We start from the raw sequence: 22,323 nt of genomic DNA on the forward strand, positions 1-22,323 counted from the left end.
AACGCCCGTGGCCAGATGATGGCCGACTTCGGTCGGGAGTTCGGACGATATCTGGAGCGCATTGGCATCAAGGATGGCAAGGGACTATCCGAACCACCAGGCGATTGCAGAAGGGCAGATTTCGCACCTAAGCTGAAGCCGGTTCCTATCCCGGCAAGACCTTGGTTTCAGTCGAGCTTCAGCCGTGTCTCGGCCCGGAACGATCGCAATTCACTGAGCGCCCTGATCGAGCGACCGTCATCGATGGCGGCAAGATCCAGGATCACCGCGTTTGCGATGGTCATCGGCACAACGAGCGACTGCGATTGACCGGGTTCTCCCCGCGAGACCGAGATGTGACAGTCAGGCGCCGGATCGATGCGGGCGGCATGCAGATCCGTCAATGCCAGGGTCACGGCGCCCCGTTCGGCGGCAATCCGGCGAACTTCATGCACAAGCGGGGCAACCCGGCGGAAGGACAAAAGCCAGAGCACATCGCCTTTGGACAGTGACCAGAGGAGTTCCGGCATCTGGTCGATCTGTGCGGCGATGTTGACCGCGTGATAGCCGGATCGCACCAATCGAAGCGTAATCAGCGCAGACAGAGCCGAAGAATGGCCGCGTCCAAAGACGAAAATCCGGCGACTGTCACGCAGATGTTCGGAAAAGGAGCGGATATCGGCATCGGATACGGTATTTCGCACAGTGTTGAGCGCGGCGATTTCACTATCCAGAACCGAGGCGAGCAAGCCGCCCTCCTCGGCTCTCACTAGACGGGCTGCCATGCGGGCGGCAGAGCTTTCATAGTCGCCATCTCCCTGCAATAAGTTGGCCTGTAGGAAACTGCGAAACTCCGGATAGCCCTTGAAACCCAAACGTCTGGCAAGCCGGACGGCCGAGGCGGGATGGACGCCGGCGCGAAAGGAGACGTCCTTACCGTTCTCCATGGCAGCCCGGATCGGGTCCTGGACCAGCACATCCAATAGACGCGTATCGGCATCGGTCAGACGGGTCGAATGGCGGCTGATGAGATCGGCAAACGCCTGGGGAAACGCTTCCTGCCTGTCCATCACTCTTCCACTATGCTGATGCTGCGCAAATCGCGTGCGAGATCAACCCGCTCGCCACTGTCGTTATCAAAGAACAGCGCCCGGTCAAGATCGTAGGAGATCCACAGCTGGCGCGCCTGTTCCGTCACCTCGCGGCGCGGTGCGGTGACCGTCAAGCGTCCGGCGGCGCTATCGCAATGCAGAAGCAGATCCGATCCTGTCATCTCCGACAAGACAAGGCGCGCTTCAAGTGACGGACGCGCCGGCCTTTGCGCATGGAGCTTGAGGATATCGGGACGAAGTCCGGCCGTCAGCCCCTGCATGCCCTGCCAGCCCGGAAGCTTTTCAGCCGCAACAAAATTGATTGGCGGCACACCGAGAAAGCTCGCCACGAAGCGATTGGCGGGCCGGTCATAGATCACATCCGGCCGGTCGAATTGCTGCAAATGGCCATCCTTCATCACCGCCACCCGGTCGGCCAGCGACAGGGCCTCCGTCTGGTCATGCGTGACATAAACGATGGTCGCGCCAAGCTGGCGGTGCAATTCCTTGATCTCGGTGCGCATGGCAATGCGCAGCGCATTGTCGAGGTTGGACAGCGGTTCGTCCATCAGGAAGGTGGAGGTGTTGCGCGCCATGGCGCGCCCCATGGCGACGCGCTGGCGCTGGCCGCCCGAAAGCGCCCCTGGCTTGCGTTCCAGATAGGGTTCCAGTTGCAGCATGCGCGCCACCTCCTGCGCCCGGCGGTTGCGCTCTGCCTTCGGCATGCCGCGCAGTTCCAGCCCGAAGGCGATGTTTTCGCGCACGCTCATATGCGGATAGAGCGCATAGTTCTGGAAGATCATCGCAATGTCGCGGTCCTGCGGTGCCAGATCATTGGCGCGAATGCCTGCAATCTCGATTTCACCGGCATCGGGGCGTTCCAGCCCGGCGATCAGGCGTAGCAGCGTGGACTTGCCGCAGCCGGAAGGGCCAACGATGACAATGAATTCGCCCGGATGGAACTCCATGGACACATCATGCAGCACGGTCGGTCCGCCCGGATAGGCCTTGCGGATGTTGCGAAGGGAAATGCCGCTCATGCTTCGGTCTCCTTCTCGCGAAAGGCGGTGCGCAGGCCAATCGCCAGCGTCGGCCGGTCGGTGGTGAACACCTTGACGCTAAGCGTGAGCGCCTTGTCGATCTGCGCCGGCGCATGCGCTGCCCAGCAGCCGAAATCGAGCCCAGCGGCGCGGATAACCTTGGCAAGGGCTGCGTCGGCGGTATCGATATGCACGCCGATCTCCGGCACGCCATGCGCCTTGCAGAGCTCGATCACACCATGAACGCCAACCTGTTTCAGCACCGGCGGGCTGACCAGCCATAGCCGCGGCCGGTCGGTGGCAGCCATCAGGTCGTCCAGCGAGGACAGAAGGAAGGAGGAAAAGGTGGTGCGCGCCAGCATGTCGTGGCGCGCAAGCAGGTCGATCACCTTCGGCACGAAACCCGGATAGGCCAGGCCATCGGCGCCGGGCTTGATCTCGCAGCGAAAATCGACGCTGGATGAGGCATAGAGCGCGCAAAGTTCCTCAAGCGTCAGCGGATGGCCGCCGGCGCTGTAATGGATGGTGGCGGATTTCACCTCGGCAAGCGTGAGGCCCGCAATCGCGCCGCAGCGGTCGGTCGTTCCTTCCAGTGTCGGATCGTGGTGGACGACGATCGCGCCATCGGCTGTCGGGTGAACGTCGAATTCCACCTCCTCCAGTGCCATGGCAGCCGTGGCGGCAAAACCGCGCGGCGTGCTGTCGCCATATTCGAGCGTGCCGCCGCGATGGGATGCGATGCGTGTCATCAGTCTGGTCTTCCCCGTTTCGTCTTTTGAGAGGTTCATTTCACCGCGCCCATGGTGATGCCGCGCACGAGATGGCGCTCCACGAGCAGAAAACCGGCAAGCACCGGCAGGATGGTGATGGTGGAGGCGGCCATGACCAGCGGCCAGTCGACGAGCCCCTCCCCCGGATTGATCTTGTAGAGCCGTGCCAGACCGATCTGCAGCGTGTAGAGATCCTGCCGGCCGACGGCCACCAGCGGCCAGATGTAGTTGTTCCACTCGGTGATGAAGATGTAGAGCGCCATGGAGGCAATCGCCGGCTTGGAGAGCGGCACGATGATGCGCCACAGCACAGTGAGCGGCGAGGCTCCATCCATATAGGCCGCCTCGTCCAGTGCCTTCGGGATGCCGCGAATATATTGGCGCAGGAAAAAGGCGGCAAAACCGTTGGAAATGGCCGGCAGGATCAGCCCCGCATAGGTATCGAGCAGCCCGACCTTGGCGAGCGTCAGATAATTCGGGATGAGGCTGATATGGCTCGGGATCATCAGTGTGGCGACGGTTGCGCCGAACAGCAGGTCGCCGCCGCGAAAGGTGAAACGGGCAAAAGCGAAGGCGGCAAGCGTTGCCACCGTGATGCCGAGAACGGTGACAAGGCCGGAGACGATCAGGCTGTTGAGGAGGTAACGGGCGAAATTGAACTGGGTAATGGCCCGTTCGTAATTGTCCAGCGTGAAGGCCAGTTTGCCGGCATAGAAGGCATCCGCCGTCTGGAGCGACATCCAGACCGAATAAAGCACCGGCCACATGAACAGCAGGCCGGCGGCCAGCGACAGCATCGCGACAATGGGATTTTCAGGCTTCATAATGCACCTTGCGGCCGATGATGCGCGATTTGAGGATGGCAAGTGCCACCAGAAGGATGAAGAGAATGACGGCGAGTGCCGAGCCGCGGCCAATATCGAACAGCACGAAGCCGATCTCGTAGAGCAGGTTGACCAGCATGTCGGTGGCGCCGGCCGGCCCGCCCTTTGTCATCACATTGACGATGGTGAAGACCTGGAAGGCCTCAATCACCGAGATGACCAGCAGAAAATAGGTGGTGGGCATCACCAGCGGCATGGTCACACGGCGAAAGACGTGGAGGCGCCTGCCGCCATCGACGGCTGCGGCATCGTAAAGCTCCTGCGGGATCGCCTGCAGGCCGGCAATATAGATGACGATGTCATAGCCGATCTGCTTCCAGGTGTTGACGACGATCAGCACCCAGAGCGCCAGATGCGGATCCTGCAGCCATTGTGGCCGCCCGAGGCCCAGCCAGCCAAGAACCGCATTCATCATGCCGTAATCGGTGGAAAAGACCCAGGAAAACACCACCGCGATCGAGACAGTCGATGTCACTGATGGCAGGAACAACGCGCCGCGCAGCAGCCGGGAGGCCAGCGTTTCGCGCACCAGCCAGTTGGCGATGGCAAGTGCTGCCCCAAGCCTCAACGGCACCGAAAGCACGGCAAAAACGGTGGTCACCCACAGCGAATTCCAGAATTCGGCCGAGGCGAACAGCTCTTCATAATTGCGAAGCCCCACGAAGGGCATGTCGGGGGTTAGAAAATTCCACTGGCGCACGCTGAGGTTCAGGCTCGTCAGGATCGGAATATAGGTAAACACCGCGATGAAGATCATCAGCGGCGCAACGAAGAGATAGGGCGTCAGCTTGCGGAGCATTGTTTATCTGCGCCGGTCGGATGTTTGCCCGACCGGCACCCCTGAAGGTTGAAAAATCAGTTTCCGGCGCGCTGGCTTTCCTTGCGCGTCTGTTCGGCAAAGTCCTTCAGCGCCTCATCGGCCTTGCGCTGGCCAAGCGCAATCGACTGCCACACCTTGTATTCATTGGTGCGCATCCAGGTGACGAAGGTGGCGCGGGCACGGCCATGGGCATAAGGCAGCGAATTGATCGCAACATCGATGCCCGGCTGGCTTTCCAGCGCCTTGACGGCAACCGGAAGAGCAGCGCTCTTCTTGTTGATCGGCAGATAGCCGGTGGCGGCAAACCAGGCTGCATTGGTCTCCGGCGAGGCGGCGTAGCTCACGAATTTGTAGGCCGCATCCTGCACGTCCTTCGGCGAAGACGCCATGATGCCGATGCCGGCGCCGCCGATCGGAACCGAGCAGACCTTGTTGCAGGGCATGGGCCGCACGACGAGATTGTCACCCAGCGCCTTCTTGCGGCCGCCGTAGCTGCCGGTCGAATCCATGTCGAGACCGACCTTGCCGGCCATGAAGGCGGCATTGCCTATGTCCTCGTCGGTCACGCCATCGGGAGAGGCAACCTTGTGCTGGCTGACCAGCGAGCCCATCCATTGATAGGCTTCGATGGTGTTCGGCTTGTCGAGCAGGATCTCGTTGGTCTTGGGGTTAATCAGCTCGCTGTCATTGGCCATGACCAGGCCCCAGCGGGCGAACTGGCCGGGAGCGCCCATTCCGGAAATGCCCTCTGCGCCGAGCTTTTCCTGGATCGTCTTTGCGGCCTTGAGGATGTCGTCATAGGTCTTCAGTGGGGTATCGACCGACAGGCCGGCGCGGGCGAAGATGTCCTTGTTGACGTAGAGAACCGGCGTCGAGGAGTTGAACGGCATGACATAATTCTTGCCGTTGATCACACCGATCTCACGGGCAAAGTCGTAAAGGTCGCCCTTCAGCGGATCCGCATCGACATAGGGCGTCAGATCGGTCAGCACATTGTTGTTGGCAAACAGACCATAGCGGGTGATTTCCAGGATCACGGCATCCGGTGCGCGACGGGCGGGAATGGCGGCCTGCAGCTTGGCAACCAGATCATTGTAATTGCCGACAAATTCCGGCTCGACGTGGATGTCGGGATGGGCGGCTTCAAAGTTTGCGATGATCTTGTTCAGAGCCTCGCCATTGGTCTTGCTGAACGTGTGCCAGAATTTGACCGTGGTTGCGGCTTCGGCAGAACCGATCGTGGCGAACAGGGCAAAAACGCTGGCTGCAATCGTGCTGTGCAATTTGCGTGTCATGTCTCTCTCCTCTGCAAGTGAAATTGCAATGAGAGCGACATAACGGGTGCACACGACATTCTCGTGAAGCCCGCATGAAGACTTGATGACGAAAGGGGCTAGGATGATGGCTGGAATGAAGCAGACAGGAGATCACGGCGAAAGGTGAAGCGCGGCTCGTCGCGACAGGAAAAATCCTTTCCGATGGGGGGCATCGTCGGCCGCCTCGTCATCATAGGGGAACCCGAAGACCTGCTCCTGCCCAGCGCCGTGCTCACCATCGCAGAGCGGACCCATATAGGCGCGGACATCGCATTTGGATGCAGCCGCTTCGCACTGACGCATTTTTGACATGGCGAGAAGCCAATTACCGCAATGACGCAAGAGGGCCACAATACCAATCGGGTGACACAGGGCGATCAATCATGCCCCTCGGTGGCGATGTCTTGCGCCAGACTTTGGTATGCACCCAACTTGTTCCGGAAATCTGGGCCGTAAAACTGTTCCGGTAGCGGTATGCGTGATCCCGTCAAGCCACTGAATTACATAGAAAATAGAAGCATGGCTGGGGCGCCAGGATTCGAACCTGGGAATGCCGGTACCAAAAACCGGTGCCTTACCGCTTGGCGACGCCCCACCAGAACCTGTGGTCAACGCTGGCAAAGCAGCGGGCCGTTCACGGGTGCGCAAGCGTTTAGCAAAGCTCCGTGCGCCTCACAATCCTTAAGTTTCGCATCATGACAGTTTTCTGTGCGCGCCGGCAATCTGCGTGCTAGGTCTTTGGATGAGATCAGTCTTCGGAGACAGCATGAGCCAGTACCGCGCCCGTCCACCCGCCATTCCCACAACGCTGGTCGATGATGCCGTGGTGCGCATCATCCGCTGGGATTTCGAGCCCGGCGCCGATACCGGCGTGCACACGCATGGGCTGGGCTATGTCGTGGTGCCGATGACCGATTGTTCCTTCCTGATCGAGGAAAAGGACGGCGAGCGGCGGGTGGAGATTGCCAAGGGTGCCGCCTACCGGCGCGATGCCGGCGCCGAGCATAATGTGGTGAATGCCGGAACGGCTCCCATGTCCTTCATCGAGATCGAGTACAAGTGACGGGCAAGAGACGGGCCGCCATGCAAGCAGCAGATTTCGACACGGCCTTCCAGCCCGCCTATGGCGAGGCGGTACCGCTTGCGGACGGTGTCTGGCGCGTGACCTGCAACAATCCCTCGCCGTTTACCTTTACCGGCACCAATTCCTATATTGTCGGTGGTGGCGACAGCGTTGCGGTGATCGATCCCGGACCTCTGGATGAGGCGCATTTTTCCGCGCTGATGCGGGCGCTGCAGGGCCGAAGCGTGAGCCATATCTTCGTCAGCCATACGCATCGCGACCACTCGCCGCTTTCCGCCCGGCTGAAGGCCGAGACCGGCGCCCAGACGGTGGCCGAGGGGCCGCACCGCGCCGCGCGCCGGCTGCATGAGGGTGAGATCAACCCGTTTGCCGAAAGCTCCGACACGGATTTCATGCCCGACATCACGCTTGCCGATGGTGAGACCATTACCGGCGATGGCTGGGCGCTTTCGGCCGTGCACACGCCCGGCCATACGGCCAATCACGCAGCCTTTGCACTGGAAGGCACGGGCATTCTGTTTTCCGCCGATCATGTGATGGCCTGGGCCACCACGATCGTCGCGCCGCCGGATGGTTCCATGCGCGATTTCCTGGCCTCGGTGGAAAAACTGCTTTTGCGCCATGACCGGATCTACTTTCCCGGCCATGGCGGCCCTGTTGTTGATCCGCCGGCCTTCCTGCGCGGACTTCGCACGCATCGGCGCATGCGCGAACGCGCCGTGCTGGAGCGGGTGAAGGCCGGCGATGAGCGGATTGCCGACATGGTGAAGGTGATCTATGCCTCCACCGATCCGCGTCTGCATGGTGCCGCAGGCCTTTCGGTTCTGGCGCATCTGGAGGATCTGGTCGAACGCGGCCAGGTCTGGACGGAGGGCGCGCCTTCGCTCATTGGTCGTTATTGGGCTGAGTAAGGGCGGTTATTCGGCCGCCAGGCCCAGAAGTTCGGCATCCAGCGCCCGCAGAAAGGTTTCGGCCATATCGGCGCCAAAGCCCAGATCATGCGGCCCATAGCGGATCGCCACCCGCATATCGACAAAGGTGGTTTCCGCTTCTTCGCGCAGGCGAAGGGCAATATCGAAGGGCAGGCCCAGAATCAGCGTGCGGCTTGAGCCCTGTAGAAGGATCTCGCCGGAGGCCTGCTGAAGGGCAGACAGGCTTGCGGCGCGGTCCTGCGCCAGTGTCGGCCTGGGCAGCGGCACGGGCACGACATCCGGCACCGGCGGCGAAGAGCGTGTGGCGGGCGGCGATGGTGCGCGGCGCGGCTGAAGTTCCACGGGCGCGGGTTCGGCAATACCGAGCCCCAGGCGGTCCTGGCGCTGCAGCGTCATGCGATTGGCGGCCGCCACCTTCATCACCGCCTCATAGATGCGGTCAGGCGCGCCCTCATAGCGCCGGCCGGTGAGGCCCGGATAGGCCTCCATCTGCACCTCGCGGTCTGCCGGGGCAACGAAGCCTGGTCGTGGCAGCCAGAACTGCTTGGCATTCGGCTGCGTGGCCCAGGCGGGCGGATCGGCAAGGTCTGTCGTCACGTCGAAGAGGCGCGGATAGGCCTCAAAGCGGAAAAGCCCGAAGGCAAGCAGCGCAAGCGGCAGCGCCGCATAGGCCAGCGCCTTGACGCTGGCAATGCCGCCGCGCGCGCCATGGCGCCATAATTGCTGCAAGCCGCGGAGCGCAAGCGGCACGGCGGCAAGGGCAATCAGGCCCGAGAGGAGAACAAGGGCTATAAAATGCGGCGTGACCAGCGGCCCGAAGCGATGCGCCAGAAGCGCGATTGCCAGGAGCATCAGGGCGCCGAGGCCAAGGCTTCTGGCGGCCGTGGCGGCACCGGAGACGGGTCTGACGAAACGCACGGTCATGGCAGGTCTTTCGGCAAGTCTTCGACAGGATGGGGATGACATGGCGCTTTCGCGCTTTTGCCACTCCAAAGCATCTTCTATGTCATGTGCAGCGTTGCGTCACCCTGTGGGCGGATACGCCGCCTGTGCTCCTGTCGGTGATCGTGTCGGTGATCCTGACGTGACGTATCGGCGTAAAAGAGTGCAACAACAAAAGTGCCACCAGGGACCAGGAAAGACCGTGCCCTTTACCCATGCCAAGCCCATTGCCTCCACCCCTTGCGCCAAAGTGTATTGGCTCGCCAGCGCCGATTATGCGCGGCGCACCGGTGGCTATGTCTATAACAGCGCACTGAACCAGGCCCTGATGCGCCAAGGCATAGAAGTGCATCCGCTAATGCTCAAGACCGGCTTTCCAAGCGTTTCGCGTAGCGAAAGGGTACAGCTTGCCGGGGAAGTTGCAAGACTTGGCACAGGCGCGGTCATCCTCACGGATCATATCTATCTTTGCGATTTGCTTGAGGTTTTTGCGCAGACGGATGTGTCGGTCGTCAGCATCTTCCACCATTCCCTGGTGATGGAACACGGCCAGGCGGACGATGATCAGGCAAGGAAACTGCGCGCCCGCGAGCAGGCGGCAATGCAGCGCTCCAGCCGCATTCTGGTGACCTCGCAGGACACCGCGCGCTATATCGCCGCGCATTACGGTGTGGCGGAGGATCGCATCCATGTGGCGGTGCCCGGCAATGACAGGGTGGAACGCGCTTCGGTCGGTGCGCGCGGCCTGCCGATTTCCATTCTCTCCGTCGGCGCCATCATTCCGCGCAAGCGCTACGACTATATTCTCGACGTGGCCGCCGCCCTTTGCGATGACGACTGGCGCTGGAGCATCGTGGGCGACCCGCAGCGCTACCCGGAGCATGCCGCAGCCCTTGCCGCCAGCGCCGACGCGCTTGGCCTTTCGCACCGGCTGGCCTTCCTCGGCGATGTGAGCGAGACGGCGCTGGAAGCGCTGTGGCAGGCGACCGATCTTTATGTGGCCGCCTCCTTCTACGAAGGCTATGGCATGGCGGTGGCAGAAGCATTCCGCCATGGCGTGCCGGTCATCACCACCGCGTCTGGCGCGGTATCCAGCTGGGCATCGGGCGGCATCATCCAGGCACCGGCCGAGGATGCGCCGGCCATGGCCGCGCTGATCCGACCGCTTCTTGCCCGGACGCAGGACCTTTATGCGCTCTCGCATGCGGCCTGGGATTTCGGTCAGACGCTACCCAGCTGGGAGGAGACATTCGAAAGCGTGGGGACCTGGGTGGTGGGAGGTGGCTGAAGGCTGCCAGAGCATTTCAGCGATGCGCACGCACATAGGCGCGAAAGACATCCTGCATCCGCGTCAGATGTCCTTTGCCCTGGCTCTTGAAAAACGCCGCGATATCCAGCTTCAACAAAACGGCAAGGCTACGCTTTGGGTCCTCGATCACAGCCTTGTCGCAGAATTCCCGCGGGAGGTCCTCACCATCCGCAGCGCCAACCGGCGCACTCGGTTCGTGAAACAACGTAGCATCAGCTTTCATCTGCCGGTTCACCGACTGACGCTTATCTTCGTCTCATTCGAACTGCACGACAGGTGCTTGCCCCTTCAGACCCATCTTAGCAAGTCGCCAGAGAAACGCTGCCGGCTGGCAGGTGGTCATCAGGTCACCAGAAAAGCATATATAAAATATATATTTAAGGGCAGAGCTGCATTTCCATCACCTTGTCTTGGCGCGCTCCTCGATGGCGGCCTGGGCGGCCGCAAGGCGGGCGATCGGTACGCGAAACGGCGAGCAGGAGACATAGTCGAGCCCGACATCCTCGCAGAAGCGGATCGAGGCCGGATCGCCGCCATGTTCGCCGCAGATGCCCAGCTTCAGATCCGGCCTTGTCTTGCGGCCACGCTCGGCAGCCAGCCGGATCAGTTCGCCCACGCCATCGAAATCCAGCGAGATGAAGGGATCATGCACGATGATGCCCTTGCGCTGGTAGGTGGGGATGAAGCTTGCCGCATCGTCACGCGAGATGCCGAACGTGGTCTGCGTCAGGTCATTGGTGCCGAAGGAGAAGAATTCGGCGGTTTCGGCAATCACATGGGCGCGAAGTGCGGCGCGCGGCAGCTCGATCATCGTGCCGGCGAGATAGCCGATCGCCATGCCGGTCTCCTTGGAGACATCGGCTTCCACCTTGTCGATACAGGCTTTGACATAATCGAGTTCGGAGCGAAGGCCAACGAGCGGCACCATGATTTCCAGCTCGACCGGGGCGCCGGTGAGCTTGGCGGCGGCCGCCGAGGCTTCGAAAATCGCGCGCGCCTGCATTTCGACGATTTCCGGATAGGAAATGGCCAGACGGCAGCCGCGATGGCCGAGCATCGGGTTGAACTCATGCAGCGCCTCGACGCGGCGCGCCAGAAGCGCTGGCTCCATGTCCATGGCGGCTGCCACTTCCTCGATCTCCTCAGCACTCTTGGGCAAAAACTCGTGCAGCGGCGGATCAAGCAGGCGGATGGTCACCGGCAGGCCGGACATGATGGTGAAAAGCTCGGTGAAATCCGAGCGCTGCATGGGTAAAAGCTTATCGAGAGCGGCGCGTCGGCCGGCCTCGTCTTCGGCCAGAATCATCTCGCGCATCACATGGATGCGGCCGCCTTCGAAGAACATATGCTCAGTGCGGCAAAGGCCGATGCCTTCGGCGCCAAAGGAGCGGGCGGCGCGCGCATCCGTCGGCGTATCGGCATTGGTGCGCACGGCCATGCGGCGGGTCTTGTCGGCCCAGGCCATCAGCCGGGCAAAATCACCCGACAGCGCCGGCTGGATCATCGGCACTTCGCCGCGCATCAGATGGCCGGAGGAGCCATCGACGGTGACGATATCGCCGCGCTTCAGGGTGAAGCCGGGGCCGATCAGCAGCTCGTTGCGCAGATCGACGCGCAAGCCACCGGCACCGACGACGCATGGAATGCCCATGCCGCGTGCCACGACCGCCGCATGGCTGGTCATGCCGCCGCGTGTCGTCAGGATCGCTTCGGCCACATGCATGCCGTGAATATCTTCCGGGCTCGTTTCGATGCGCACCAGAACGACCTTGCGGCCTTCGGCTTCTGCTTCCACCGCCGCTTCCGAGGTAAACACGATTTCGCCGGACGCCGCCCCCGGCGAGGCCGGCAGTCCGGAGCCGATCACCACACGCTCGACACGCGGATCGATGGTCGGGTGCAAAAGCTGATCGAGCGAGGGCGGATCGATGCGGCAGATCGCCTCTTCTTCCGAGATCAGCCCCTCATCGACCATATCGACGGCAATCTTCATGGCCGCCCGCGTGGTGCGCTTGCCGGCGCGCGTCTGCAGCATCCACAGCGTGCCGCGCTCCACGGTGAATTCCACATCCTGCATATCGCCATAATGGGCTTCCAGCCGGTCGCAAATGGCGTTGAATTCGGCAAAGGCCTCCGGCATCAACTTTTCCATCGACGGCTTTTCTGTGCCGGATGCTATGCGCCCCTCTTCCGTCAGGGATTGCGGCGTGCGAATGCCCGCCACCACATCCTCGCCCTGGGCATTGATGAGAAATTCGCCATAGAGGCTCTTGTCGCCGGTGGAGGGATTGCGCGTGAAGGCAACGCCGGTGGCGGAGGTGGAGCCGAGATTGCCAAACACCATGGCCTGGACATTAACGGCCGTGCCCCAGTCATGCGGAATATTGTGCAGGGTGCGATAGGTGACGGCCCGCATATTGCTCCAGCTGGAAAACACCGCCGCAATGGCGCGCCACAGCTGCACATGCGGATCCTGCGGGAAGGCCTCGCCCAGTTCATCCTCGATCATCTGCTTGTAAAGGCTGACGATATGCTGCCAATCGACAGCCGAAAGTTCGGTATCGTAATCATGGCCGAGGCGGGCCTTCTCGTCCTCGAGGATTTCCTCGAAGATCTCGTGGTCGAGACCCAGAACCACATCGCCATACATCTGGATGAAGCGGCGATAGCTATCCCAGGCAAAGCGCGCATCGCCGGCATCATGGCCCAGCGCCTGCACCGTCTCGTCATTGAGGCCGAGATTGAGAACCGTATCCATCATGCCGGGCATGGAGGCGCGCGCGCCAGAGCGGACCGACAGGAGAAGCGGCTGTTCCCGCCCGCCAAAAACGCGACCGGTCAGGCGCTCCATCTGAACAATACCGTCCAGCACCTGCGCTGTCAGACCTTCCGGCAGACTGCGTCCATGGGCGAAATACCAGCCGCAGGCCTCGGCAATAATGGTCAGACCCGGCGGCACGGGAAGACCAAGCGACGCCATTTCGGCCAGATTGGCGCCCTTTCCGCCCAGAAGTGCGACATCAACCGCACTACCTTCGGCTTCTCCTGCGCCAAAGCGATAGACCCACTTCTTCATCCACTCTCCTCCACCCGAGCATACACTGCTTCTTGTTTTCCCAAGCATTTACAGGATCGCAAAGCCCTTGGAAACCGGGGGCATACAGGATGATGCTGCAATGCAACAAAATTGCGACTTTTGTCTGAAAAAACGCGCTTGTGAAGTGCGGCCAGACCGGGTTGCGCTAAGCAGGAGGTCTTTGCAACACTCGCCTGACCGGATCGTTTTACATGCACGTCACCCGCCGCCACATTCTTCGCCTTGCCGGCGTTGCCAGCACATCCGCCGCCCTTGCCGGCGCCTTTGCCGCCGAAGGCATGGCGCAAACGCAGACCGCTTCAGGCTCCACCCCAGCGCCGACAGTGGGCCCCCTGCCCTTTGCGCTCACCACGCCCATGCATGTGGAGGCGGCCTGCCTTCGGGTGCGCGATCTCGATCTGGTTTCCGGCTATTACAAGGATGTGCTGAAGCTGGAGGAAATCAGCCGGACCAAGGACGAGATGGTGCTGGGCGCCGGTGGCGTGGCCCTCCTCACCCTGCAGCACCGCCCGCAGGCCACGATCGAGGACATGGGAACCGCCGGCCTGTTCCACATTGCCTATCTGATGCCCAGCCGGCAGGATCTCGCCCGCTGGCTGGTGCATATCGCCATGGCGCGCGTGCCGGTCAGCGGCTTTGCCGATCACAGCGTCAGTGAGGCCGTCTATCTCAGCGACCCGGAAGGCAATGGCATCGAGGTCTATGCCGACCGGCCGCGCGACAGCTGGACATGGAATGGCGATGTGGTGACCATGGGCACCCACCAACTGGATGTCGATGGCATTCTGGCGCTCGCCGATACCAAACGCGATACCTATGCCGCCGTGCCGCCGGCATTGCGCATCGGCCATATTCACCTGAAGGTCGGCGATGTCGCCAAGGGCTTTGAATTCTACGGCACCGGTGCCGGCATGCAATCCACCCGTGGCAGCCGGCCGGACGCCGCCTTCGTATCATCCGGGCGCTACCACCATCATGTGGCGATCAACAGCTGGAACAGCCAGGGTGCGGGCCCGCGCGATCCCTCCACCACCGGTCTCGACTGGTTCTCGCTGAAGCTGCAGAACAGCACCATGCTGAAGGAAAGGGTCGCAGGCTTTGAGAAAGCCGGCTTCACGGCACAGGAAACGCCAAATGGCGCCACGGTGCGCGACCCATGGGGCACAACCCTAAGATTAGTCGTCGCTTGAGGGCAACGATATCGCCGAAGATGAGTTGAAGGTCAGATAAAGAAGAGACTTTGCGGGGCCGCCTGCTCCGGCCCCGCAAAGCTTTCCGGCAGGTACAGGAACCCGGCCGGGGGGTTCGAAAATCCGATGTTTGGTCGGAAAATCGCGCTATTGATTTTGACTATCACAACATAGATGCCTTCGATAGCAGTTATATAACGTAGGCGATAAATTGTAGCGTTACAGTATAACACCCATCACGCAACGCAATGCCCTATCAAACTTTGCATCCAAGAAATAAGATTGAATACTTCAATCATCGTTTTCGCGATCTCTTTGCCAAGACTTGCGATCGCTGAAGATCGATGGTTTCGCCGCGTAAAATCAGAGGCCGGGGCTTGCCAGTTCGATGAGCGCCGCCTCTGACGGCTGGCCGACTACAACCACACCGAGCTTAAGATCGACAATGCGAAGCGCCACCGTCTTGCCCTGTGGCGTAAACAGAACACGAAGCCGGCTTTCCTCGCATTGCTTGGCCACACAGGCGCCGAACAGTTCCATCGGCTGGCCATCCACCGTTACGGCCCGCGAAGCACCGGACACATAACGCGGCGTCGTCACCATGTTGCGTGCCCAGGGCGGCAGCGAGCGGGCACTGCGCAGCATGTCGCGCAGACTGGTCTGATGCGCCGGAGAACTGGCGATCACCTCATGCAGGAAGCGACCGGACTTTGCCTCCTCGGCGGTGACGGTCGATGCCAAACCAAGGCACAGCATCAGAGCCACGACCGTCACAATAAGGGATTTTATCTGCACGGGCGTGCTCCAACACCGGATAGAAGATCAGACCGCGTCGCGCAGCAATTCTGCGGTCTGAAGATCGACAGACACTAGCTGCGAGACGCCCTGTTCAGCCATGGTGACGCCGAACAGCCGGTTCATGCGCGCCATAGTGATGGGGTTATGGGTGATGATGACGAAACGCGTGTCGGTGGAGGCAGCCATCTCGTCCATCAGATTGCAGTAGCGCTCGACATTGTGGTCATCCAGCGGCGCATCCACCTCGTCCAGCACGCAAATGGGGGCGGGATTGGTGAGGAAGACGGCAAAGATCAGCGCCATGGCCGTCAGCGCCTGCTCCCCGCCCGACAAAAGCGTCATGGTCTGCGGCTTCTTGCCCGGCGGACGGGCCAAGATCTCAAGCCCGGCTTCCAGCGGATCGTCGCTTTCGATCAATTGCAGTTCGGCCGTGCCGCCATTGAACAAATGGGTGAAGAGGCGCTGGAACTGCGCGTTGACGATATCGAAGGCGGCCAGCAACCGCTCCCGGCCCTCGCGGTTGAGGCTCTGGATGGCCGAGCGCAGCTTCTTGATTGCATCGACAATATCGTCGCGCTCCTTGATCAGAGCCGCAAGCTTGTCGGACAATTCCTTCTGCTCTTCCTCGGCGCGCAGATTGACGGCCCCCAGCCGTTCCCGTTCGATCTTCAGCCGGTCCAGCTCGCGCTCGACAGTGGAAGTCTCGGGCAGTGTGGCACCCGGCTGGATGCCGGCAAGGCGGAAGGCCTCGTGCGGCTCCACCGACAGCGCCTGGCGGATAGCATTTTCCATATCATGGCGACGCTCGGCAGAGGAAACGAGGCGTTCTTCGGCGCGGCCGCGCTTTTCGCGAATATCGGCCAATTCGGCCAGAGCCGTTGCCGCCATCCGGTCGGCCTCGCGCTGGCGGGTCTCGGCCTCGGCCAGAAGATCGCCGGCAGCACGGCGCGCCTCATCGGCCCTTTGCACTTCGTTCAGCAGCGCCCGGCGCTTGTCGTCGAATTCCTCCGGCGCCAGATCAAGCTCCGCCACTTCCTCGCGTGCCTCTTCCTCGCGCTCGCGCAGCGTGGCGATATGCTCGCCGGCGCTATCGGCGCGGCTTTTCCAGGTGGCGCGCTCCTGGGCAAGGGCTGACAGGCGACGGCGGCGGGCTTCTGTCTCGCGCGACAGGCCCTCAAAACGGGCGCGGGCTTCGGCAAGCTCGGCACGGTCGGTGGCAAGGCTCAATTGTTGGCCGGCAAGCCGGCGCTCGACATCGGCAATATCGGGCGCATCCTCCAGTTCGGCGCGGGCCCCCTCCTCCTGCGCCACCAGATCCTCGATCTGGCCGGAAATCTGCTCGGCTGCACTTTCAACGACGGCGCGACGGCGCATCAGGTCGCCGGCAGCGCGTTCGGCCAGAGCCAGCGCCTCGCGTGCTTCGGCCAGGCTTTTGGCAATCAGACGCGCCCGCTCGCGCGCCTCGGCAAGCGCTGATTCTTCCGTCCGTATCCCCTCGCCGGCTGCGGCAAACAGGCTTTCGGCCTCCGACAGAATGATCCCTGCCTCATCCACCTCGGCTTCCAGTTCCGACAGGCGGTTCTTCTGGGCAAGCCTCAAGGCCGCCGCACTCGGGGCTTCCGAGCCGGTGACATGGCCATCCCAGCGATAGACGGCGCCATCGCGCGTCACCAGCCGCTGGCCGGGTTTCAGCCCCGCCATCGCAGTGAGGGCATCGGATGCCTCCACAAGGCCGACCTGTTTCAGGCGCCGGGCAAGTTCTGGCGGCGCCGTGACATGGGCTGCAAGCGCCGTGATGCCGGGTCCAAGCGGCGGATCGCCCGCGCCATCGCCATTGCCGGCCCAAAAAGCGGGAGCGGCAGGATCAAGCGCACTGTCGAGATCATCACCCAGCGCTGCACCGAGTGCCGTTTCAAAGCCGCGATCGACACGAATGAGATCGGCGACCGGCGAAAAACTGCCGGTGGCCGAACCGGAGGCCAGCATGCGGCGAATGGTGCGGGCTTCGGTTTCCAAGCCGTTCAATGCAGCGCGTGCCGCCTCCACCGGGCGACGCGCCTCGACTTCGCGGGCGCGGGCTTGAACCAGCCGCGCCTCGATATCCTCAATGGCAATGGCTGTATCCTCGACCGCCATTTCCGAGGCTTCTACCGCCTCGCGCCGTTCTTCCGGGTCCGGCAGATCGGCCAGCTTTTCGGCAAGCGCCTCGGCCTCGGCCCGGCTTTCCGCCAGCTGCCGGTCAAGCCGCAAGCGACGGTCGCCAATCTCGCGAATGGCGCGGTCCAGCTGGGCGCGGGCAGCAGCCGCCTCGGCGCGCTCGGCGGTGATGGCAGAAAACAGCCGCTCGCTTTCGGCAAGCTGCGATGCGGCGGCCTCGAAGCGTTCGCGCACCTCCTCCGCCTCTTCGCCCGATTGCGACAGCATGTCGGATAGTTCTGCCTCTTCCTCGTCCAGCCGGGCAATCACATTGGCATTGTCGGCCATCAGCTGTTCTTCGCGGCGAATATCCTCGCCCAGCTGCGCCAACCTTCGGGTCAGGTCATCGCGGCGGCGCAACAACCGGCCGGCCTCTTCCTCCAGCTGGCTGCTGGCAATCTGCAGCCGCTGCAACGCGGCACCGGCCCTGGCTTCCGCCTCGCGCAGTTCCGGCAGCTTGAGGCTGGCAATGGCTTGCGCTTTGGCCGCCTCCATCTGGCTTTGCGCCTTTTCCGCCACCAGCGATGTCACCTGGTTCAGCGCCAGCGTCGCCTCGTTTTCCGCATCGCGCGCCAGCACCCAGCGGATATGCAGGAGCATAGCCTCGCGCTGGCGGATATCGGCCGACAGCATCTTGAAACGGTTGGCCTGGCGGGCCTGGCGCTTAAGGCTCTCGATCTGGCTTTCCAGCTGCGAGGTGACATCCTCCAGCCGTTCCAGATTGGTTTCGGCCGCCCGCAACCTCAGCTCCGCCTCATGGCGGCGCGAATGCAGGCCGGAAATGCCGGCCGCCTCTTCCAGTAGCTGACGGCGAGCCTGGGGCTTGGCCTGGATCAGCTCGCCAATACGGCCCTGACCGACCATGGAGGGCGAGCGGGCACCCGTCGAGGCATCGGCAAACAGCAGCTGCACATCCTTGGCACGCGATTCCTTGCCATTGATGCGATAAAGCGAGCCCTGTTCGCGCTCGATACGGCGCGACACCTGGATTTCGTCGCTATCGTTGAAGCCGGCGGGTGCCGTGCGATCGGCATTGTCGAGGAACAGCGCCACTTCCGCCGAATTGCGTGCCGGACGATTGCCCGAGCCGGAGAAGATCACATCATCCATACCCGAGGCGCGCATGTTCTTATAGGAATTTTCTCCCATCACCCAGCGCAGGGCTTCGACAAGGTTCGACTTGCCGCAGCCGTTGGGCCCGACAACGCCGGTCAGGCCCGGCTCGATGATGAATTCGGTGGGTTCGACGAAGGATTTGAAGCCGACGACGCGCAGCTTGTTGAACTTCATCGGGGCGACCCAATCGCAGAAACAGCCTGCCGGGCTATCTTAAAGTCAGCGCGCGCCAGCCGGGAGCTTCCCCCCCTCTGCCCTGCCGGGCATCTCCCCCTCAAGGGGGGAGATTGGAAAGACGCCACGTGCCACGTCTCACTACTGTTGGATATACGGCGAAATTCTGACTCAGAAAGCCTGCCGTTCTGCTGATCTCCCCCCTTGAGGGGGGTCCGAAGGACGGGTTGAGACGCGTGCCTCAACCCCGGCAGAGCGGCAGGGCAGAGGGGGGTGAAACGCGAACGCAAAGCGGAAATTGAAGCACAAAAAACGGGCGCGCGGGTTTCCCCGCCGCCCGCTTCAAGGCAAAGGCTGCAATCAGGCAAGGCTATCGATGAGCGCCGACATGGCTTCAACCGACATGTCTCCCGTGTAGCGGCCGCCGTTGATGAGGAAGGTTGGCGTGGAATTCACGCCGAATTCTTCCGCGCCGCGCTTCATTGTGGCGTTCACATCATCGAGAAGCTTCTGGTTCGTCAAGCAGGCTTCAAACGTCTCCTGTGTATAACCGGCAAGTTTGGCCTGCTGCATCAGCGCATTGCGCACATTGCCATCGGCCGGAGCCGCCCAGGCGCGCTGCTGCTTGAAGAGCATGGAGATCATGGCGAAATAAGCCGTCGGCGTGGCCAGTTCCTGCGGCTTGGTCGGGTTGCTGCGCGCCAGCATGAAGGCCGCCGTTGCGACCGGATCGAACGGGAATTCGCGTACGATGAAGCGCACCTTGCCGCTATCGATATATTTCGTCTTGATCGGATCGAAGGTGGTCACGTGGAAATGGGCGCAGTGCGGGCAGGTCATCGACATATATTCGACGATAGTGACCGGCGCCTTCTCGTCGCCCATCGCCATGTCCGGCAGCGGGCCGGGTTCCATGACCTTGGCCATGTCCACCTTGCCGGACGATTCCGGCACGTCCACCGCAAAGGCCTGGCTGACCTGGCCCATCAGCGAAAGGCTGAAGGCAGAGGCGGCAACGCCGCAAAGCAGGTGGCGGCGGTTAAGGGAAAATGAGCTGGTCGGCATAGATGACACCTGTTGTTCAAGAGAAGAAAGCAGAATCCGTTGTAAATTCCGTAACGCGCCCTGATGACCGCGACAAGCGCGCGCAGGACTTGTTTTCTCAAACAATCGTGACAGCCAAGAGATGAATGCAGGCTGAGCGATGTGAAACGTCGATCGAAAATTTACGGTTTGCGCCGGGCAGTCGGCTGTAGAACGGCCGTTCCCAACCGCTCGACGGCGCGTCTCAGCGCCTCGTTTTCAATGCCATCCATCATATCGGCCAGCCGCTTTGCCGCATCGCCCTTCAACGGCTGCGGCGGGCGGCGGTGGCGGGCAGCCACGCTGACCGGCTTTTGCACGATGCGCATCTGGCGGATGGCCGGGAAACCGAAAAAGCCATTGATGCGGTCGATCAGTTCTCCCTGCGCATGGCTTAAAAACAGCGCGCGGGCGCCCTCGCAGGCAATCGTCAGAACGCCGGCCTGATAGCCGGCCTCCTGACCGCCATCGCGGCGCGGCCAGGAAATCTTTTCCGGCCGGGTGCAATCGGCAAACTGCTCGCCGGCGATCTCGTCCCAGGAACCGAGAAGGGCCGTGGATATGCCGGCGCGCTTGGCCAGCACCGGATCCATCAGGCCATTGGCGATCTCGGCGATCTGTTTTGGTATCGGGCGCCTGCTTATGGCCTTCACATGAACCTCATGATGTCTTCGTTCCGGCTTGGCTGTGCCGTCAAAGCCAAGCATTGGCTTTGAGTTCGCCGCACTCTATCACATCCACTATCAGATTTCAGCGCAGCCGGAATGCCATGCAGCCCTTGTCCCCGATCACCCTTGCTCTTCTTGCCTGGTACGACCGCCACCACCGGGAGCTTCCCTGGCGGATAACGCCCGGCGCGCAGACAAACGGCATGCGGGCAGATCCCTATCACGTCTGGCTGTCGGAAGTCATGCTGCAACAGACGACGGTGCAGGCGGTCAAACCCTATTTCGCCAAATTCCTCGCCCTCTGGCCCTCCGTCAACGATCTGGCGGCTGCCCCTGTGGAGGATGTGATGGCCGCCTGGGCGGGGCTTGGCTATTATGCGCGGGCGCGAAACCTTAAGAAATGCGCTGAAGCCGTGGCCACAGACCATGCCGGCACGTTTCCCGATACCGAAGAGGGGCTTCGCGCCTTGCCGGGCATTGGCGATTATACATCGGCGGCCGTTGCCGCCATTGCCTTCAACCGGCCCTCGGCAGTGATGGATGGCAATGTCGAGCGGGTGATTTCCAGGCTCTATGCCATCTCCGATCCGCTTCCGGGTTCAAAACCCGCAATGAAGACCAGGGTGAAGGCGCTGACGCCGGACACGCGGCCCGGCGATTTCGCGCAAGGCATGATGGATCTTGGCGCCACCATCTGCACGCCCAAGCGCCCGGCCTGTGCGCTCTGTCCGTTGAACGCCCATTGTCTGGCGCTGACCGACCATGAGCCGGAACGCTTTCCGGTCAAGGCCGCCAAGAAGGAAAAGCCGGTGCGAAAGGGCGCAGCCTTCGTCGCCGTGAACCGGGAGGGCGAGATTCTGTTGCGCCGGCGCATCACCAGCGGGCTTCTGGGCGGCATGACCGAAGTGCCGACCACCGCCTGGACGTCGCGCATGGATGGCGGCACCGGCGCGGACCACGCCCCCTTCCCCGCCGGCTGGCAGGAATGCGGCGCAATCACCCATGTATTTACCCATTTCGAGCTGCATCTTTCCGTCTACCGGGTGCAGGTGGAAGATCGCTGTTGCGATGACGGCTGGTGGGAACCGGTCACCAATCTTGAGGCGCAGGCGCTGCCGACCGTCATGAAAAAAGCCATAGCCCAGGCTATACCTCTGGCATTCAAATCCATTTAGAGAGGCCCGCCTTCATGCAAGGAGAATTGCCCGTGACGGCCAAGATCAAGCACATCGTCTTTGATATCGGCAAGGTACTGATCCATTACGATCCGGATATTCCCTTTTCGCGCCTCATTCCCGACGAGGAAGAACGCCGCTGGTTCTTCCAGAATGTCTGCACCCCGGACTGGAATATCGAGCAGGATCGCGGGCGCGACTGGGCTGTGGCGGAACAGCTGCTGATCAACCAATATCCGGATAAGCAAGAGCACATCCGCGCCTTTCGCAAGCACTGGCACGAAATGGTGCCGCATGCCTATGACGACAGCGTCGCGATGATGGAGGGCCTGATCCAGGCAGGCCATGACGTGACCATGCTGACGAATTTCGCCGCCGACACCTTTGCCCAGGCGCGCAAGATCTTTCCCTTTCTGGAAAAACCACGCGGCGTGACCGTGTCTGGCGAGATCTTTCTCATCAAGCCGGATGTGGAGATCTACCGGCTGCATGCCAGAAATTTCGGGCTGGAGCCTACCCACACATTGTTCATCGACGACGCGCCCGCCAATGTAGAGGGCGCCAGGGCCGCCGGCTGGCAGGCCGTGCATTTTTCCGGCGCTGAAAAACTGAGGGCGGATCTGGCAGGCTACGGGTTTGCTGTGTAACGCGAGGAAAAA

Annotated in this window: 19 protein-coding genes and 1 tRNA gene; 6 read left to right on the forward strand and 14 right to left on the reverse strand. The window is 61.9% G+C overall.

Going from position 1 to position 22,323, the window contains the following annotated elements:
* Positions 1 to 167: 167 nt before the first annotated feature.
* The 7 genes from E8M77_RS19210 to E8M77_RS19240 form a co-directional block, all read right to left on the reverse strand.
* Complete coding sequence (locus tag E8M77_RS19210) at positions 168 to 1,049, reverse strand: MurR/RpiR family transcriptional regulator (protein ID WP_137132241.1); 882 nt, start codon at positions 1,047 to 1,049, stop codon at positions 168 to 170.
* Positions 1,049 to 2,110 (reverse strand): ABC transporter ATP-binding protein, encoded by a 1,062-nt coding sequence (locus E8M77_RS19215; protein WP_137132242.1) that lies wholly within the window; start codon positions 2,108 to 2,110, stop codon positions 1,049 to 1,051. Before E8M77_RS19215 ends, E8M77_RS19210 begins: the two co-directional genes overlap by 1 nt.
* The gene (locus E8M77_RS19220) at positions 2,107 to 2,859 is read right to left on the reverse strand and encodes a glycerophosphodiester phosphodiesterase family protein (protein WP_137132243.1); all 753 of its coding nucleotides are present in this window, start codon (positions 2,857 to 2,859) and stop codon (positions 2,107 to 2,109) included. Before E8M77_RS19220 ends, E8M77_RS19215 begins: the two co-directional genes overlap by 4 nt.
* A gap of 35 nt (positions 2,860 to 2,894) precedes the next feature.
* Positions 2,895 to 3,704: a carbohydrate ABC transporter permease gene (locus tag E8M77_RS19225; RefSeq protein ID WP_137132244.1), complete on the reverse strand. Its 810-nt coding sequence runs from the start codon at positions 3,702 to 3,704 to the stop codon at positions 2,895 to 2,897.
* The gene (locus E8M77_RS19230) at positions 3,694 to 4,563 is read right to left on the reverse strand and encodes a sugar ABC transporter permease (RefSeq protein ID WP_137132245.1); all 870 of its coding nucleotides are present in this window, start codon (positions 4,561 to 4,563) and stop codon (positions 3,694 to 3,696) included. Before E8M77_RS19230 ends, E8M77_RS19225 begins: the two co-directional genes overlap by 11 nt.
* A 56-nt stretch (positions 4,564 to 4,619) precedes the next feature.
* Positions 4,620 to 5,879: an ABC transporter substrate-binding protein gene (locus E8M77_RS19235; RefSeq protein ID WP_137132246.1), complete on the reverse strand. Its 1,260-nt coding sequence runs from the start codon at positions 5,877 to 5,879 to the stop codon at positions 4,620 to 4,622.
* A 541-nt stretch (positions 5,880 to 6,420) separates the two neighbouring features.
* Positions 6,421 to 6,495 (reverse strand) — tRNA-Gln (locus E8M77_RS19240).
* Between the two features lie 171 nt (positions 6,496 to 6,666).
* On the opposite strand from E8M77_RS19240, the gene E8M77_RS19245 reads away from it, so the two are divergent.
* Positions 6,667 to 6,963 (forward strand): cupin domain-containing protein, encoded by a 297-nt coding sequence (locus E8M77_RS19245; RefSeq protein WP_137132247.1) that lies wholly within the window; start codon positions 6,667 to 6,669, stop codon positions 6,961 to 6,963.
* Positions 6,964 to 6,983: 20 nt separating this feature from the next.
* Complete coding sequence (locus tag E8M77_RS19250; protein ID WP_137132248.1) at positions 6,984 to 7,895, forward strand: MBL fold metallo-hydrolase; 912 nt, start codon at positions 6,984 to 6,986, stop codon at positions 7,893 to 7,895.
* 6 nt (positions 7,896 to 7,901) lie between these two features.
* On the opposite strand, the gene E8M77_RS19255 is transcribed toward E8M77_RS19250, so the two are convergent.
* Positions 7,902 to 8,840, reverse strand: coding sequence for a DUF1499 domain-containing protein (locus E8M77_RS19255; RefSeq protein ID WP_137132249.1), 939 nt, complete (start codon positions 8,838 to 8,840; stop codon positions 7,902 to 7,904).
* Positions 8,841 to 9,060: 220 nt separating this feature from the next.
* On the opposite strand from E8M77_RS19255, the gene E8M77_RS19260 reads away from it, so the two are divergent.
* Positions 9,061 to 10,146, forward strand: a complete 1,086-nt coding sequence (locus E8M77_RS19260; RefSeq protein ID WP_170975939.1) for a glycosyltransferase family 4 protein — start codon at positions 9,061 to 9,063, stop codon at positions 10,144 to 10,146.
* 16 nt (positions 10,147 to 10,162) lie between these two features.
* Here the strand turns inward: E8M77_RS19260 and E8M77_RS19265 are convergent, their stop codons facing one another.
* Together E8M77_RS19265 and ppdK are read right to left on the reverse strand one after the other, a co-directional pair.
* Positions 10,163 to 10,390 carry a BrnA antitoxin family protein gene (locus tag E8M77_RS19265; protein ID WP_137132251.1) on the reverse strand — a complete coding sequence of 76 codons (228 nt, stop codon included), beginning with the start codon at positions 10,388 to 10,390 and terminating at the stop codon, positions 10,163 to 10,165.
* 177 nt (positions 10,391 to 10,567) lie between these two features.
* Positions 10,568 to 13,243 carry a pyruvate, phosphate dikinase gene (gene ppdK, locus E8M77_RS19270; protein WP_137132252.1) on the reverse strand — a complete coding sequence of 892 codons (2,676 nt, stop codon included), beginning with the start codon at positions 13,241 to 13,243 and terminating at the stop codon, positions 10,568 to 10,570.
* 212 nt (positions 13,244 to 13,455) lie between these two features.
* Between ppdK and E8M77_RS19275 the strand changes: the two genes are divergently transcribed.
* Positions 13,456 to 14,454, forward strand: coding sequence for a VOC family protein (locus tag E8M77_RS19275; protein ID WP_137132253.1), 999 nt, complete (start codon positions 13,456 to 13,458; stop codon positions 14,452 to 14,454).
* A 363-nt stretch (positions 14,455 to 14,817) separates the two neighbouring features.
* Here E8M77_RS19275 and E8M77_RS19280 read toward each other — a convergent pair whose 3' ends face one another.
* From E8M77_RS19280 to E8M77_RS19295, 4 genes are all read right to left on the reverse strand, one after another.
* Positions 14,818 to 15,249 (reverse strand): Ivy family c-type lysozyme inhibitor, encoded by a 432-nt coding sequence (locus tag E8M77_RS19280; RefSeq protein WP_137132254.1) that lies wholly within the window; start codon positions 15,247 to 15,249, stop codon positions 14,818 to 14,820.
* A 27-nt stretch (positions 15,250 to 15,276) separates the two neighbouring features.
* On the reverse strand, positions 15,277 to 18,738 hold the full coding sequence (locus E8M77_RS19285) for a chromosome segregation SMC family protein (protein WP_137132255.1): 3,462 nt from the start codon (positions 18,736 to 18,738) through the stop codon (positions 15,277 to 15,279).
* A gap of 360 nt (positions 18,739 to 19,098) precedes the next feature.
* Positions 19,099 to 19,803: a DsbA family protein gene (locus E8M77_RS19290; protein ID WP_137132256.1), complete on the reverse strand. Its 705-nt coding sequence runs from the start codon at positions 19,801 to 19,803 to the stop codon at positions 19,099 to 19,101.
* A gap of 161 nt (positions 19,804 to 19,964) precedes the next feature.
* A complete protein-coding gene (locus E8M77_RS19295; protein WP_281408206.1) occupies positions 19,965 to 20,474 on the reverse strand; it encodes a DUF721 domain-containing protein in 510 nt (169 codons plus the stop codon).
* 116 nt (positions 20,475 to 20,590) lie between these two features.
* Between E8M77_RS19295 and mutY the strand changes: the two genes are divergently transcribed.
* Positions 20,591 to 21,664 carry an A/G-specific adenine glycosylase gene (mutY, locus tag E8M77_RS19300; protein ID WP_137132258.1) on the forward strand — a complete coding sequence of 358 codons (1,074 nt, stop codon included), beginning with the start codon at positions 20,591 to 20,593 and terminating at the stop codon, positions 21,662 to 21,664.
* A gap of 32 nt (positions 21,665 to 21,696) precedes the next feature.
* Complete coding sequence (locus E8M77_RS19305; protein ID WP_137132259.1) at positions 21,697 to 22,311, forward strand: HAD family phosphatase; 615 nt, start codon at positions 21,697 to 21,699, stop codon at positions 22,309 to 22,311.
* The last annotated feature ends 12 nt before the right edge of the window (positions 22,312 to 22,323 follow it).

This window comes from Rhizobium sp. FY34, from assembly GCF_005222845.1.
In the GTDB taxonomy this organism is placed as follows: domain Bacteria; phylum Pseudomonadota; class Alphaproteobacteria; order Rhizobiales; family Rhizobiaceae; genus Neorhizobium.